Annotated in this window: 15 protein-coding genes; 11 read left to right on the top strand and 4 right to left on the bottom strand. The window is 59.1% G+C overall.

Translation table 11 applies throughout. The annotated features are described in order from the left end of the window. Positions 1–519 precede the first annotated feature (519 nt). Positions 520–1,224 carry a glutathione S-transferase family protein gene (locus NCS02_RS35745; RefSeq protein WP_250523689.1) on the bottom strand — a complete coding sequence of 235 codons (705 nt, stop codon included), beginning with the start codon at positions 1,222–1,224 and terminating at the stop codon, positions 520–522. Between the two features lie 10 nt (positions 1,225–1,234). Then, positions 1,235–2,155 (bottom strand): DMT family transporter, encoded by a 921-nt coding sequence (locus tag NCS02_RS35740; protein ID WP_250523688.1) that lies wholly within the window; start codon positions 2,153–2,155, stop codon positions 1,235–1,237. 344 nt (positions 2,156–2,499) lie between these two features. On the opposite strand from NCS02_RS35740, the gene NCS02_RS35735 reads away from it, so the two are divergent. Then, the gene (locus NCS02_RS35735) at positions 2,500–3,099 is read left to right on the top strand and encodes a TetR/AcrR family transcriptional regulator (RefSeq protein ID WP_250523687.1); all 600 of its coding nucleotides are present in this window, start codon (positions 2,500–2,502) and stop codon (positions 3,097–3,099) included. Positions 3,100–3,613: 514 nt separating this feature from the next. Here NCS02_RS35735 and NCS02_RS35730 read toward each other — a convergent pair. Continuing rightward, positions 3,614–3,889 (bottom strand): pentapeptide MXKDX repeat protein, encoded by a 276-nt coding sequence (locus tag NCS02_RS35730; RefSeq protein WP_250523686.1) that lies wholly within the window; start codon positions 3,887–3,889, stop codon positions 3,614–3,616. A gap of 218 nt (positions 3,890–4,107) precedes the next feature. On the opposite strand from NCS02_RS35730, the gene NCS02_RS35725 reads away from it, so the two are divergent. From NCS02_RS35725 to NCS02_RS35680, 10 genes are all read left to right on the top strand, one after another. Beyond that, positions 4,108–4,935, top strand: a complete 828-nt coding sequence (locus NCS02_RS35725) for a YkgJ family cysteine cluster protein (protein ID WP_250523685.1) — start codon at positions 4,108–4,110, stop codon at positions 4,933–4,935. A 53-nt stretch (positions 4,936–4,988) separates the two neighbouring features. Then, on the top strand, positions 4,989–5,711 hold the full coding sequence (locus NCS02_RS35720) for a DUF1223 domain-containing protein (RefSeq protein WP_250523684.1): 723 nt from the start codon (positions 4,989–4,991) through the stop codon (positions 5,709–5,711). 105 nt (positions 5,712–5,816) lie between these two features. Further along, a complete protein-coding gene (locus tag NCS02_RS35715; RefSeq protein ID WP_250523683.1) occupies positions 5,817–7,910 on the top strand; it encodes a protein-disulfide reductase DsbD family protein in 2,094 nt (697 codons plus the stop codon). Between the two features lie 25 nt (positions 7,911–7,935). Beyond that, a complete protein-coding gene (locus NCS02_RS35710; protein WP_250523682.1) occupies positions 7,936–8,121 on the top strand; it encodes a hypothetical protein in 186 nt (61 codons plus the stop codon). Between the two features lie 421 nt (positions 8,122–8,542). After that, complete coding sequence (locus NCS02_RS35705; RefSeq protein ID WP_250523681.1) at positions 8,543–9,178, top strand: sigma-70 family RNA polymerase sigma factor; 636 nt, start codon at positions 8,543–8,545, stop codon at positions 9,176–9,178. Next, entirely contained in the window at positions 9,168–9,818 is a 651-nt protein-coding gene (locus tag NCS02_RS35700) for a DUF1109 domain-containing protein (RefSeq protein WP_250523680.1), read from the top strand. Before NCS02_RS35705 ends, NCS02_RS35700 begins: the two co-directional genes overlap by 11 nt. 876 nt (positions 9,819–10,694) lie before the next feature. Beyond that, positions 10,695–11,054 carry a DUF4148 domain-containing protein gene (locus tag NCS02_RS35695; protein ID WP_250523691.1) on the top strand — a complete coding sequence of 120 codons (360 nt, stop codon included), beginning with the start codon at positions 10,695–10,697 and terminating at the stop codon, positions 11,052–11,054. A 242-nt stretch (positions 11,055–11,296) separates the two neighbouring features. Further along, positions 11,297–12,493 (top strand): epoxide hydrolase family protein, encoded by a 1,197-nt coding sequence (locus NCS02_RS35690; protein WP_250523679.1) that lies wholly within the window; start codon positions 11,297–11,299, stop codon positions 12,491–12,493. A 311-nt stretch (positions 12,494–12,804) separates the two neighbouring features. Beyond that, complete coding sequence (locus NCS02_RS35685; RefSeq protein ID WP_250523678.1) at positions 12,805–13,323, top strand: DoxX family protein; 519 nt, start codon at positions 12,805–12,807, stop codon at positions 13,321–13,323. Between the two features lie 723 nt (positions 13,324–14,046). Then, on the top strand, positions 14,047–14,406 hold the full coding sequence (locus NCS02_RS35680; protein ID WP_250523677.1) for a hypothetical protein: 360 nt from the start codon (positions 14,047–14,049) through the stop codon (positions 14,404–14,406). Here NCS02_RS35680 and NCS02_RS35675 read toward each other — a convergent pair. Then, complete coding sequence (locus NCS02_RS35675) at positions 14,388–15,566, bottom strand: chromate transporter (RefSeq protein ID WP_250523690.1); 1,179 nt, start codon at positions 15,564–15,566, stop codon at positions 14,388–14,390. The two genes, NCS02_RS35680 and NCS02_RS35675, sit on opposite strands and share 19 nt — an antisense overlap. Between the last annotated feature and the right edge of the window lie 97 nt (positions 15,567–15,663).

The following is a 15,663-nucleotide window of genomic DNA, read 5'->3' as shown; positions in this document are numbered from 1 at the left end:
CCGACGTCAAAACACACAAAAACTAGCGCAAAAGGGATGCGTTCATATAGATGTCATGACTTACGTAAGTCTCAATAAAGGCCAAATTTTCACGCCACGCGCTTGGCTGATCGTGCAAGTGGAACCTCGCCTTAGTCAGGACGAAAAGGCTTTCGGACCGCAGTGGCCTTTGATTCCCGTCCGTGATGCCGATAGCCCTGCGAAACAGCGACCTCGGTTGCTATATACCCCTCTGCCAGAACCGCCGGAGAAAACGGCACCTCTTGGGGACTCTTCTCCGAAAAGATGGTGCCGAACTTAACGAACTCTATGAATCTAGTCGACAGAGGCCAGCAAATTGACGAATGCACGCGAAGCGATCCACAAGAGTTGCGGTCAAACGGTAGGCCTGTAGCTCATCCGCCTGTTGAGTGATAGACAAATGCTCGCACGGGTGCTAACGCTGCATCCGCTGCAAGTCCCAAGCTCCGCTTGGCATACTGGTCGTAGACACCGATCTTCGCGTTCGCTTGCCACCTCTCAGGGGCTCGGGGGATAGTTTGACGGAAACAGTGCGCGTTTTGTTTCTTCGTCGTTTACCTGTTTGAACGCGTGGTCTTTTCCGACTGCCCTCGCGCGAGCCGCCGCCGGTCGGGAGTCCACTGTGTTGAAGAGCCGTTTGAGGTTCGGGAATGCGCCCAACGGATCATCGGATCCTTTCATCACGCGCGAGGCACGATCAAGCCAACCCCATGCAGAAATGTCAGCAATTGTGTACGTTTCGCCGACGATATATGCTCGGCCCTCAAGGTGATCGTTCAAGACCTGATAATGGCGCTGAGCCTCCCGTCGATAGCGGTTCACTGCGTAATCCAGCCCTTCCGGCGCTGCAAACTGGAAGTGCACCGCCTGGCCAGAGAACGGTCCAAGGCCGGACGCGATGAACAGGAGCCATGAAAGCAGTTCTGTCCTGTCCTCCTGTGCGCCAAGGAACTTGCCGCTCTTCTCCGCCAAGTAGAGAAGAATCGCCGTCGAGTCGAAGACGCGCGCCTCCCGGCCGCCCGGCCCCTCCGTGTCGACGATGGCCGGTACCTTACCGTTGGGGTTGACCGAGCGAAAAGCCGGCGCGTGCTGCTCGCCTCGGCTCGTATCCACCGGAATTGTCTCGTACGGAAGACCAGCTTCTTCGAGGAAAAGAGCAATCTTGGCCGGGTTCGGCGTTGGGTGAAAGTAAAAACGAATCATAAAGGCATCTCTATGGTTGCGGAACGTTTGACGAACTGCGTAAGGATGGACGATTGGACGCGACTAGTACGCCGAGCACGATGACGAGGATCGACAGACCTTCGGCCAGCGACGGCGTTTCCCCGAGGACGGGTATCGCAAGCATCGACGCAACAGCCGGCAGTAGCGCAATGACAGCGGTTGCCGCCGCAGTGCCTAGCAGAGAAACAGCGCGGTTGAAAGCGATAAGTGCAACGCCGCTCATCAGCACGCCTTGATAGACAGCCTGTAGGGCGATCTCGCCTCGTGAAGCACAGTTGAAGCGGCTGAGACCGAGAAATAGATAAGTGGGCAGATAAAGTGCTGTGGACCAGATGCAGATGAGCGCAGCGGACTGGATCGGTGTCAACGCGCTGCGACGAAACAGCAGCGTGTAGGTGGCCCACATGACAGCGGCAGCGGCCAACACCGTGATCCCTCTGGCGTCTGTTGGGCCATGCGCTGCTGCACCGGCAGCCACTAGGCTGGCAAGGCCTGTGACGATCGCCGCATAGCCGATCCAGCGCCCCCTTCCCTGCCGCTCGCCCAAGAAGACGGATGCAAACACGCCTGCAAAGACTGGCATCAATGTCGGCGCAATCGATGCGGCCTGAGTCGCGGAAGTGAGTTGTAGGCCCAGCGCGACCAGTAGCACGAAAGGCACGCCCCACAGCGCTGCAAATAGCAAACCTTGGCCCCACGCCCGCACGGACAGACCTGAGCGCCGGCGCGCGACGGCTGGCGCGAGAAGAATGCTGCCGACCCCGAACCGGAGCGCGGCGATATCCCAGATGCGTAACTGCCGCGTGACACCTAACCGCGTCACCACGAACCAGCCCGCGAAAATCGTAACCGTGAGTGCTGCCCACGCGAACCCGACCATCCTAGAACGGGAAGCCCGTTGCTCATCCACCTCTACTCCACCCGTAGCCAATCGCGACACCTCGTCGTTTGCCATTGTTTAGGAAGGTCGAAGCAAGGTCAGGCGAGCGAGTCCGACCCTGGTGCGGTCCCACCCGAAATACGATTAAAAACGGGCGAGAGCAAGGACGAGACAGGCCATAGTTGACTAGCTGGCCCTTGCTGTTCACGTCTACCTCGTCGGACTACCCTCTCCCAGCCGAAACATTTTCGAACTCCGAGCATCAAGATGCGGTTCTTACCTCGTCTAGTCATTTTAGAATGCGCATTCTATAATCGCTCATCGAAGCGAAACAAGCAAGGACATCGTGAGCGATGATTGATAGGTGATGGGAAATGGCGAGACCACGAGAATTCGACGAGCAGGCGCTACTTGACGCCACAGTTCAGTGCTTCTGGAGTCTGGGCTATGAGGCGACCTCGGTAAAGGTCCTCACGGAAACCACCGGACTCACCGCTGCCAGTCTGTACAACGCGTATGGCGACAAGCGTGGACTTTTCCGTGCAGCCCTTGATCGCTACATCAAAGAGAACATAGGAAGCCGCTTGCAACGCTGTGCGGCGCTTCCTCCGTTGGAGGCTATACAACGTTTTTTCGAGGAAATTCTTAGTCGCTCGCTAAACGACCGCCAACACAAGGGCTGCATGCTTGTGAACTCAGCCATGGAAACGGCACCACACGATGGAGAGCTTAAGCAGAGCATCGCTGCCGTTCTTGCTCGTATCGAGAGTTTTTTTCTCAGGTGCATTAAAAACGGCCAGGCCAACGGAACGATCACGCAATCGATAGAGGCGGAAGCTCTTGCACAGAATCTCCTTGGCGTTCTGATGGGGGTTCGTGTCTTGGCTCGAGTTCGCCCCGAAAAGGCACTGCTGGAAGGCGTCATTGCGCCGGCGCTTGCACAGCTTATACCGCAGAAGGCCAAGCCAGACTAACGGCACACAAACGAAGGTGCGCGCGTTAAGCGTAACAATCCGTGACAAATTGCCAGTCACCGAGTGGTCAGCGCGCGAGTCTCGCCAACGCACACGGACGAAAAGAGCCTCCGAAGCGAATGTCGTCGCTCATGGGCAGCGGGCCGTAGGCATCATATGAAACGTCTGGATCGAAGTCAGCAACTGCAAGTCGGGCATCCGCTGACCTATAGGCATGCCGCCTCGCTCTCACGCCGATCCGGCAATCCGAACCGATCGCGCGAAACTTTGTTTGATGGCAAGACTTGCCTTCGAGGTCGTCACCGGAGAAGCCGATAGGGAACCCCTCGCTATCTGCGAAGGGTTTACGACACGGCACTGCCGGCCCCACTGATGACCGACCAACAACGGATCCGCGCTGCGTCGCACGGCTTGCCTCCCGCGCCGTGCTTCAGAGCATGGCACTTAGTTCACGCGCGCCTAACGTGCCGGCGAGCGGCGCCGGAGCGTGGCGCGCGCGACCCCGCCCAACCTTCTATCGCACCATCGCGCCTGATTCTGGATGGGCCATCCCCATCGCATCGCCGCTTTTCATTTTATCGTTAGCCTTTGCGCTCTGCGCCATCTTGTCGTGCGACGATTGACCGTCGCGCATGCTGTCGTGCGACATGGCGTCCTTGGTCTTCGAATCTTTCGACATCGAATCACGAGACATCGAGTCATGAGACATCGCGCCGCTGGTTTGCGCAACCGATAGTGTCGCGCCTAGGGCCAAAACAGCTGCGGTGACAGCGGTCATAAGTTTCTTCATGTGATCCTCCTTGCGTGGAAGTGTAAGAGACGATAAACCGAATGAACAATACGTTGGCGGCCTCTGTAACAGTCAATTCGTCGGGCCCAGACGGTTGGTTACACACCCAATCAGATTATTTCGGGAGGTCAAATTATTTCTGACGCGCTGTAACTGATGGCGCTCCGGATGCGAACTAGCTGACGTTGTATTCCACCGTTCATGGGGTCGTCTCGACTATGACTATTCACTTCGCCTGCACGATGTGCGGCAAATGCTGTCACGACTTACGCCTGCCGATTGATGTCCACGAAGCAATCGACTGGCTAACTCGCGGGGGCGAGGTGCAGATACTATGCGATGCGATTCCTTGGCCAAGCGAGCCGCCAGCTAACGACGCACTCGCGCAGCATCGGCGCAGACGCTCGTTCGCGGCTCGGAGCGGCGCGCTACCCTTGCGGGTGACTGTCACGCTCGTCGCTGCGTTCGCGGGCGCCTGTCCGCATTTGCGCGCCGACATGTCGTGCGGCGCTTACGAAAGCCGCCCGCGCGTCTGCCGCATCTATCCCGCAGAACTCAACCCGTCACACGCCCTCGATCCTTCAATGAAGGCCTGCCCGCCCGAAGCATGGGCAGCGGACGGCCGGCCGCTTCTGAGGGCGGGTCGGATCGTCGACCATGAGACAGCCGCGCTAATTGCACAGTCGCGCAGCGCCGATGTGCTAGATCGCCAGGCGAAGATCCGCGTGTGCGTAATGGTCGGCATCCGCAGCGCAGCGCTCGCGAATGAAGGTTTCGCGATTTACTCTCCTCCGCGCGAGAGACTGCTGCACGCGCTCAAATCATCTGCGATCGACGGCCTCACGGACAACTTAGCGAGTCCAGTTTCGCCCTTTGACTGGCATATCGTCACGAACCGCTTGGGTTCGCTCACCACGCTGCGCTCGCTAAATGCGCACGCAATCGCGGTGACTGAAGCAGAGGCGACTGCAAAATACACGTACCACGGTTTCTTCGAAGACGACATTTGCGCGCCGTCCCTTGGTGAAGATCGATCAGCAGTGTAACCAGCCGCCGCTGGTGAACGAACTAATTGTTATCTTCTTTAAGGAGTGTGGTCATGCCGATCCGGTCCCTTGCCGCAGCGCTTTTTACGAGCGCAGCCGCGATGTTTGTTACGCAGGCATATGCGGCGCAGCCGCGCCCGGTCGTAGTCGAACTTTTTACTTCGCAAGGATGCTCGTCCTGCCCGCCAGCTGACCGCTTCCTGTCCGAACTGAGCGATACGCGCAGCGACGTGCTGCCGCTCGCGTTCCATGTCACGTACTGGAACCAGTTGGGCTGGAAGGACCCGTTCTCGCTTGACGCAGCAACCGAGCGCCAAGCGCAGTATGGTCAGCGATTCGGCGATGGCTCATACACGCCGGAAATGGTCATCGATGGGAAGACGGGCGTCGTCGGTTCAGACCGTGAGGCAGCTAACGGAGCAATCGAACAAGCGAAAGCCGCAGCGCCCAAGTCAGTAATGGTCACAGCGAAACACGACGGCGACCGCGTCTGGGTCGGAATTGGCGCTGGAAGCGGTCGTGCGCGCGTGCTGCTTGTCGGTTATGACCCGCGACGCATGACGGCCATCGGGCGCGGCGAGAACGCAGGCCGCACGCTCACCGAATCGAACATCGTGCGCGGATTCATGCCGATTGGCATGTGGGCCGGCAAAGCCGTACAGTTCGACGCGGCGCCGGTTGCCGGCGATCGCCTCGCGGTGCTGCTTCAGGCGCCTAACGGCGAAATTGTCGGAGCGGCGAGAGTCGACGAATCGCAAACCGGCGTGAAGCAATGATCACACCGGTTGGCATGAGCGATGGGATCCGGTGAGCGAATTATGCGCCGTCTGTTACACCAGTGCACCCACTTAGCGCTCGCGGCAGCTGTCGCGGTTTTGTCGATGACGGCTCATGCGGCTGCTTCCCAGTGGATCGGAGACAAGCGCGCGCAGGTCCGGTTAGTCACGTCGGTTGACCGTGTCTCGGGCAACACCCTCGAGGCGGCACTTGAATTTCGATATCCGCCCGGCTGGCACGGCTACTGGCGCACGCCCGGCGACGCGGGCATTGCCCCTAAACTAGATTGGTCCCGGACACCGGCAACCGCTGGCACGGACATACACTGGCCCGCGCCATCGCGGCTCATCGTCGAGGATCTGCAGAATGCGGTCATCGTCGGAGACGTGTTATTGCCGCTCGATATCCGGCTGCGTCGCGCGAACTTGGATGACGCACGTATGCCTGTGCATCTCGCTCTCTCTCTGGACTATGCGACCTGCGCCAACGTATGCGTTCCGGAACATGCCGACCTGACTCTCGATCTTCCCCGTGCGATCGATGGCGAAGCGGCGCTCCCGTCGCAAGAGGCCGGCGCTATCAACGCTGCCCGGCGCAGGTTACCCGGCACGCTCGCCGCCGCCAAAATGTCACTGGCCGATGCTCGCGTCACGACGGACACAGGTGTGCAACGGCTGACAGTGGCTCTGCACAGCAAAGGAGCGGCTTTCGAAAAGCCAGATCTTTTTGTCGAGGGGGCCGGCGGCGGCTTGCCGCCGCGACCACGCGTCGTCCTCTCGCACGACGGCCATGACGCGGCGTTCGACGTCTCCCTGCCGTCACCTGCTGTTGGCGCCGGCGCCTCCAGCTTGACACTCACACTTGTTGATGGATCGCGCACTGCTACATTTGATATCCCTGGCATCGGCGTCGCGGCCACACGGCCCAATCGCGGAGCCGACGCCTTGTGGTCGATACTTCTTGTCGCGCTCGCGGGTGGGCTGATCTTGAATGCGATGCCGTGCGTGCTGCCGGTACTATCGCTGAAGGCGTTCTCACTCATTAAGGCGAGCGGCGAGTCGCGCGGCATGACCCGTCGATTGGCCGGCGCGACTGCGCTCGGCATCATCGCGTCGTTCTTGCTCTTGGCGCTCGTACTCTCCGTGGTTAAGCTAGCCGGCGCCACGATTGGCTGGGGCATTCAATTCCAGCAACCGTGGTTTCTCGCCACGATGGCGACTATCACCGCGATTTTTGCCGCAAGCCTCTTCGATTGGTTGCCACTCAGACTGCCGACGGCGCTCGCTGATTTCGCTGTCGCTAGGAGTTCATGCGGCCCGTATGCCGAAGCGTTTTTGTCGGGCGCTTTCTCGACGCTTCTCGCGACCCCCTGCTCCGCGCCGTTCGTCGGCACAGCGACTGGTTTCGCGTTGGCTGGTAGCCCGGTCGACATCGTCGCTGTGCTATCGACGATGGGCGTCGGGATGGCATTGCCATTCATCGCGCTCGCGCTTTTTCCGGCGGCGGCGGCATGGTTACCGCGTCCCGGTGCGTGGATGAGGTGGCTTCGCGTGGCGCTCGGCGCAATGCTCTTCGGAACACTGGTGTGGCTGCTGGTCGTTTTGGCGACCGTCGCGGGCACACGCAGTTCCGAGACGGTTGCCTTGCTGCTAGCGGCTTTGATCGGCGTGCTTGTACTAATCGCTCAACCTCAACGCGCTGCCGCGCAGCATTGGCCTAAAGCGTTGAGCGTAGCGCTCGCGGTCGGTGTAATCGCGGTCACCAGCGGACGCAACGATCAACAACCGCTGGGTGCGACGCACGGCAGCGCCAGCGCGAGCGCTTCACGCTGGCCTGTCGACGGCTATGACTGGCAGCCTTTCGACCCGAAACGCATCGAGACGCTCATTGGCGAGGGCAAGACGGTTTTTGTCGATGTGACAGCGACTTGGTGCCTGACCTGCAAAGTGAACGAACTGACCGTGCTCAGCCAAGCTGACGTGAAGCTCGCGCTCAAAGCACATGACGTGGTGCGCATGCGCGCCGATTGGAGCCATGTCGACCCGCTTATTGCGCGTTACGTACAGAGCTTTGGACGCGCCGGGATCCCGCTCGATGTTGTGTACGGACCAGCCCGCGTGACCGGGGAGGCACTGCCCGAATTGCTGAACGCGTCGGTATTGACTACTGCGCTCGCTCGGGCGCGCGGCGGCGCTTAGTCCTAAAACGAGCATCGCGTCGTCGGTGAATAGCAACGAAATATGGCCCATCGTTCCACCCTACAGCGGGCGCGCGCCGGGTCTGGACGTCTATTTACGGCGGCCGGTCCTAACGCAACCCATTTCGGCATTGCAGGCGGTCGGCGACAGCTCGGCGATCGTCAACGGTGGCGACAATGTCGACCTGCCGATTGTCGTCTTTGTGCGATAAGCGCCACCGCTTGCAAGTTCCGAAGCGCCTACAGCTCTACACAGGGTTTGGCCGCACACAGCACAAAGCCGGCAAACACAGATAGTTTTCGATCAAGTCTGTAACTACCCGCCGTGTTGAAGCGATCTAATCCTTGATACCGTTATCGACCCGGCGCCGGCTGCCGGGTCGGACGGACCAAGGCGCTCCCAACCCACTTCTCTCGCCGCTCACCGCAAATGCTTAGCGTAAGTTCGCGTGACAGTTTTGTCGTGCCGCATTTAAGGTCCGTCCGTCCGTGTTGTGGCACCGCCTGTCGACGCCCCCGCCATCCGAATCCTCGCAAGCCCGCGCGGACGATGTCGTCGAACTGTGCTCCACGGCTCGCTCATATACGCGGGGTACCGACGACCGCCCTTATTTCCGACGCTCGTGGCCTGCCATGAAATCCAGTGCGACGATGACTTTACCGACGTTCGACGACGAAGACCAGGCAGCAACGGTCGCCCAGCGCGCAGAAGCGGGGGCGAAGGCGGAACGACGTCTCGCCGCCCTGCTCGAAGCGTCCATAAACGGTGACAAGCATGCCTACCACCGGTTTCTTGACGAGCTCGCGCGCCATCTGCGCGCACGCCTGCGCAAGCAACTCAGGCAGCAGGACGCCGACGTCGAAGATCTTATCCAGGAAGTACTAATCGCGGTCCACAAAGGACTTGACACGTTTCGCCCTGACGTGCCGCTTACTGCCTGGATCAGTGCGATTGTGCGCTATAAACTTGCCGATCACTTTCGCGCCAATTTTCGACGCGGCGAGATCTTCGAGCCGCTCGACGATGACTTGCCAGTTTCGGGTGCTTCCCCAATAGATTCGCTCGAAGCACGCCGAGATCTGACACGGTTGCTCGACACCCTGCCGGAGCGGCAGCGCCGACCAATCGAACACACGAAGCTTCTGGGTCTGTCGATTGCCGAAACGGCTGCTACGACTGGGCTCACTGAGTCGGCAGTCAAAATCGGCGTTCATCGCGGCCTCAAAGCGCTTGCAGCGAAGATCAAGGGGAAGACTCATGAAAACTGAATACCTCATTTCCATGTTGGTGTTTGGGCCACGCGCGCCGTCTCGGGCCGCCGTCGCGAAACGCCTAGGCAGTGGCGTCATCTTTAGCGTGGCGGCAGCCGTTCTAACGTTGTTGTACGTAGTTCCGGGAGGAGTGAACGCTGCGGCGCTAGCAGCGCATCTTTCAATGCCGCTTTTCTGGGCCAAGCTTTCCCTTCCGTTATCAATGTCTATCGCGGCGGTGTTCGTCACCGCGCGACTGTCGCGGCCGGGCGTCCGAGTCGGACACGCATGGACCGCCCTCGGAGTGCCCATCGCCCTCGTATGGGTGGCTGCGATTACGGCCCTCTCTCTTTCGCCCGCCGGACTGCGCGGCGCCATGATACTAGGACATACGTGGCGGACCTGCTCGCTGCACATCGCGCTCCTCTCAATTCCCGCGCTGATCGCACTGCAGATGGCGATGCGCGGGCTTGCGCCGACGCGTCCCGCGTTGGCCGGCGCAGCAGTTGGCCTGCTGGCGGGCGCAATCGCTGCACTTGTCTACTGCCTGCGCTGTCCCGAGATGGCCGTGCCGTTCTGGGCGATTTGGTATTTAGTGGGCATGTCGCTGCCAGCGCTCGTCGGCGTGCTTGTCGGGGCGCGCGCATTGCGTTGGTAACGACCCGATGTTGTCAGGATCGCTTCTCTCGCATCGCGGGTTATCGGCCCCCCCGGCTGACAGTGAGAACCTACACCGGGACCGTATCTCACGGTCGACCGCATTGCAGCGGTCCAATGTCGACCGCCTCTGACGGAATGAGCGTAGTCTTCAAAGGACGCGTCGATGTCGCTTCCCGACTCGCTGTGGCTCTCATATTGCGTCGTATGCGAACCGGAAATCGGTTGCGCTTAATGATTTCGCATAATTCGCGTCTCGCCGACTCGTTTTGACAGTTGCATTGTATAGCTCGACATGATGCCCTCCCCAGCTTACCCCACGTATCGGCGTAAAATTCCCAGTATCAACCAGTCCAGCGCTTTTCCCGATCCGGCTGGCAATTGCGTTCCTCCGTACACCTGATAACTCAGCGCGCGACGAATTGCCGCCTCGCGCGTCGACAGCTAGTGGGATGATGATTGTCCCGGATGGCTCGACGCACCGAACCGATGATTTCGCCGCCGCGCTGGTCGGCATGCTGTAGGTTTCTTGGTATCGCCTTACATCTCCAGCGGCGTTGAGAAACAGAAACACGAAAACTCATGCGCTGCCAAATCATGCGCAAGCACAGGTGCGGCCGTCCTTTGTAAGCACCATGATCCGCACAGCACGATGGCTCGATCGACATCTAACAGAGCGTACCGTAACCTGAACTACATTTCGCCCGATATACCCTTTAGCAGTCGATATTGAAGCGATTCCGAGCGGAGAGCTTCATCTCGATGCGCCGTGCTGTGTCCAGTGCCGATGCGTGCCTTTGCCGGCGATTCGCGCTCCCGGTCGACAGCGGCCACACATCTCCGAACACCAATTTGTCAAGAGGAAATCATCGTGAAGATGCGTAAGTTTTGCGTTGCAGTTATGTTGTCGGGTGCTACGATCGGCGTGATCGCCAGTGCACAGGCCCAGGGATTGACGCGTGAGCAGGTACGTCAGCAGTTAATCGAGGCGCAGAAAAATGGCTCGTCCTATGTCACTGATGCTTCGTACCCGGATGTCAGCCCGATCTATCAGAATCAAGTTGCGCGTATGAGAGCGATGCACGCGCGTGACACAGCAATGGGGCCCCAATCGGACGGCACCGTAGAGTCCGGAAAGGGTGAAACTTTGCCTGCCAGGACGGCAATAAATATGCCCCCTTCGCGCAACGAATGCGTCGGGCCGGCCAGCTTCTGCAATATATACTTCGGGAATTGACGCTCAAAGGACGGTTCGGCGATTCCAGTCTATGAAGCGTCAGCGCGCGAATGCGGACCATTCATTGTCTCACGTTCCGCAGTTCTGGTCGCGAGTTCATCTAGGCGCCGTATTGCTATCCATTCCAGTTCCTGCCATGTACCTTAGATTTACCGCTTGTCCTATCCGGTCGCTAAGCATACCAAAACAATAGAACTGCGAATGCCCCACCAACCCGCCTGGACACTGAGAGACGTAACAACATGACCCCATTGATCGAACCGTTCAGACTAGCCATACCTGAGACTGAACTTCACGCACTGCGTGCACGGTTGCTGCTTACTAGGTGGCCCGACGATCCGGGTAACGAGAGCTGGAAGTACGGCGTCAATGCGACTTATCTGCGCACGCTTACCGACTACTGGTTGTATGAGTACGACTGGCGCGCCGTCGAAGCGCGCATTAACTCCTATCCGCAGTTCCGTGCTTCGGTGCAAGGTATCCCGATCCACTACATACACGTCCGCGCTGAATCGTGTGCGAACCCTATTCCTCTGGTCATCATGCACGGATGGCCTTGGTCGTTCTGGGATCTGCATCTAATAATCGACCCGCTCGTCGACCCGAAGAAGTACGGTGGCGACCAGTCCGACGCGTTTGATATCGTCATCCCATCACTACCTGGGTATGGCTTCTCGTCCCCGCTTCCGATATCCGGAATCAATTTCTGGAAAACCGCTGACCTCATCAATCAACTAATGACAGAAGGGCTCGGTTACGCGCAATACGGCGCAAGCGGGGGCGACTGGGGGGCGCTAATAAGCTCTCAGCTCGGCCATAAATATGCAGCGACGGTGATTGGTGTGCACTTGTTGCACGCGATGCTGCTAGACCAATTCGAAGGACCTCGCTCATGGGACGCGACTGCTCGCTCTTCGGATCAACGCGCACCCGTTCCATCGAGCCTGCTCAAATACGTGTCGCATTTCGCGGTCCACACCCTTGATCCACAAACGCTTGCGTATGCGTTATCTGATTCGCCCGTCGGGCTACTTGCGTGGATGCTCGAGCGCTGGCGAGCATGGGGAGACACAAAAGGCGACGTCGAGAACGTGTTCTCTCGGGAACACATGATAACGACAGCAATGATCTATTGGTTAACTAACACGGCCGGCTCCTCAATGCGTGCATATGCCGACGCCGTCTTCCATCCATGGCAACCGTCTCATTTCCGCACCCCGGTTGTGGAAGCGCCGGTCGGACTAACACTGCTTGGAGGGGAGAATCCGCCGGGCATCAAAACAGAGGAACGTGCGGCCGCCTTCCTTGCCGGTCCACGCGCTAGATATTTCAATGTCCACTTCGTCAACGCGCATGAAGTCGGCGGACACTTTGGCTACTTCGAAAATCCGGCTGCCGTGATCCATGACATTCGTGAGACATTCCGTCCAATGCGCTAGCACAAGAGTTTGCGGTCTGTTGAAGGAAGCGGCTGGAGAACGGCGCGCGACAGTTCGTCCCTAAACACAGGGTTGCATTGCTCACACAGCCCCGCTGCGCAAAGTAAGAGGCCGACGCGGTCTCAGAATCGCTGCCAAGAAGGTAGTCATACGGCTACCAAGCGCGCTCGGAATCTACGAAACGTCTATTAGAGATGTGCGGTCTGTAACCGAAACGTTCGAAGCAACGATTTACGTCATAACCCCAGCGCTGCCCAGTGCTCAACGCATCGGCAGTGCTCCCGAATCTATATCAACCTCGGTACTCGCTGATGAATGTCCTTCGGCCGTTTTTTCTTCTCGCCAACCCGCAGTGGCTCGCCGCGCGGTTGGCTCTCTTTGCGCCCCTCCCAATCCGATTTATCGTCGGATATGGTTTTATGGCGCACGGATATGCAAAGATTATCAAAAATCCCGAGAATTTCGTTGCTATTCTCCATGCACTCGGTGTGCCGGCGCCTCATCTGATGGCGTGGCTCACGATCCTTGTCGAGCTGCTCGGCGGTCTCGCAATATTGCTCGGCGCCTTCGTCCCGTTGGTCACAGTGCCAATGATCGTCGTACTGGCAGTTGCGACCCTCACCGTCCATTTGCAGTACGGGTTCACCTCGATCAAGCTCATGTCGGTAGTAAATGGAATACCGCAATTCGGGCCTCCGGGCTACGAGACCGATGCGCTGTACGTGGCGGGGCTGCTGGCATTGCTATTTAGTGGTTCTGGGCCGCTTTCAGTCGATTCAGTGTTGAAGCCGCTGTACGCGCGTTTGGCCTCTGCACGGTCGCGCGCTTAGCCATCAGTTACGAATGTTCGGAGCGCGACTAAACTTTCGAAACGCGCGCGACATTCGTGGCTTTGTAGCGTCAGGCGCCCGAGATCAGGTCCTCCCTAGCTTTGGGCGCCGCACAAGCTGCCCCCGTGGGCGCGGCACTAAAGATTAGCGCCAACTGAATCTAGGCGTCGTAGATTCTGTCCGCAGGCCTCCGACTAATAGCGGCCTAGCCAGTCGAGGCAGCCCCTACATGCCCGCGCCCTGCTTATCATTCTCAGCCCAAGTGCAATGCTTGAAAGGCCCGAGCGACGGGATGCGACAATGACCGACCGGCGTCGGCGGCCGGTGCACGCTCCATCTTTTCACACCCAGCGGTTAAATCATTTCTGCCGGCGGACGGACCTGTTGGACGGCGAGTTGGCTGTTCACGCGCGAGCGGTGATCATGCGACGCAGCGCTGCGAGGCGGTGCCATTCGCGCACTGCTCTATGCGATCTCGCGGACATACGCGCGTCAGTTATCAGATTAATCGGCCCGGATCTCGCCAAACGCAAAGGCGGTGTGGGCGAGGGCCTTCCGTCTCGCCCTTGCCCATCGGTGCGCACTCTGCGTCAATGAGATCAGCATTTATTCCGTTAGGTTATCCGACGTTCAAGCGAAAAGCACATGACGTATCAGCGTGTCGAGCGCGTTTAGACTGTGTATGTTAAGTTCGGACGGGTGCTAGTCGACGATAAATTTTCGATGGAGCGCAGCGTCTCCCGCGCCGGGTCGATCGGTATTTCCCCAATCGGATCACACTTCAGAATTGGACCATTGCGCCGTTATCAAGGCATGGACACCCGTGACACTAATCTCCTAGGGGCGTTCGAGCTGCGAATGATCGACGCTGAAATTTCCCATTTACGGCTCGCTCTTGAAGCGGTATTGCGTGAGCCGAATGCGGCTCTCCCGCATCATTACTGGCGCAGGCGGCTCGAGAGTCTCCTGTGTAGCCGTCGCCTTCTGCATTACCAGTTTTCCGCAATAACCGATTTGATCAGCAAACTCGCCACATACTCGCAGGTGGACGCACGCGCAGGCAATCAAGCGGCGTGCGAATGAATGAGCGGATAGACGAGAAGGCCGACGAGTGCAGCCGCGATCACAATGATCGGCTCCTGCAGCTTTTTGAAGCGCCAAAGCAAAAGCGCGGTCGCGAGCGCCAGCAGAGCGGTCGGCCAGTCGACAATGGAACGCCGCGCAATCACGATTACCGAGCCGGTGATTGAGCCAACAGCAGCGGCGGTAATGCCGTCGACGAATGCCTTGGCAGCGGGCAGCTTGCCGTACTTCTTGAAGTAAGGCGCGGGCAGTACGGTAAAGAGATAACACGGCAGGAACGTGCCCAGGGCGGCGATGCTGGCACCCCCAAAACCCGCGACCAGATAGCCAATAAAACCAACAGTAATGACGACCGGCCCAGGCGTGATCATCGCGACCGCGACTGCGTCGACGAACTGCCTCTCATTGAGCCAATGATGTTCAGTGACCACGCCGCCGTACAAGAACGGAACAATCGCCAGCCCGGAGCCGAATACGAAGGCCCCGGCCTTCGCGAAGAACAGTCCGATCTGGCCGAGTAGCGGCCAGTCAAGCCCGCCAAGTACAGCGCTGGCAAGGGGCAACTGTGTTGCGGCGACGGCGTTCGGCCCTCCCTTCGCCAGCCATCGAGGGGGAGCGACCACGAACCAGTTGACGAGGCCGCCTGCGATGAAGAGCCACGCGATTTCGGATTCGGTGATGACCGTCACCGTAGTGAGCGTCAGATAAATCGCCCAAAGAAGCCGGCTCCTGCCGAGGGTCCGCGTAGTAAGCTTGTAGGCACTCATTGCGATGATGCCGACGACGGCCGCACCGACGCCGTAGAAGGCCGCCTGCATCCAGGTTAGACCGCCGAAATGCGCGTAGGCCCAGCCGAGGCTGACGACCATCAGGAACGACGGCAACACGAACGCGATACCGGCGAGCGTTGCACCGACGAGATGGTAGTGCACGTGGCCCATATAGATGGCGAGTTGTGCTGCTAGCGGTCCCGGCATCATCTGCGCGAGTGCGATGCCCTCGCGGTAGTCCGATTCGCCGATCCACCCGCGCTGCTCCACAAGATCGCGGTACATGTTGCCCACGAGCGCCACCGGGCCGCCGAAGCCAAAAGTGCCAAGTCTCAGCATGTACGGCACCAGTTGCCACAGCGTGTAGCCTGGCGTCGTCGTCGTTTTCATTGTGCTCACGATGGTCTCACGACTGCGAGTGGCAGATGCGAAGCGCGTGTGGAGCGAATCGAGCACCCGACCCATTTCGTCGGACTGCTGTTCGTCG

Source organism: Caballeronia sp. NCF2 (assembly GCF_023631205.1).
Lineage (GTDB): Bacteria > Pseudomonadota > Gammaproteobacteria > Burkholderiales > Burkholderiaceae > Caballeronia > Caballeronia zhejiangensis.
Note: the sequence above shows the minus strand (reverse complement) of the source record. Positions and strands in the feature narration are given on the sequence as shown.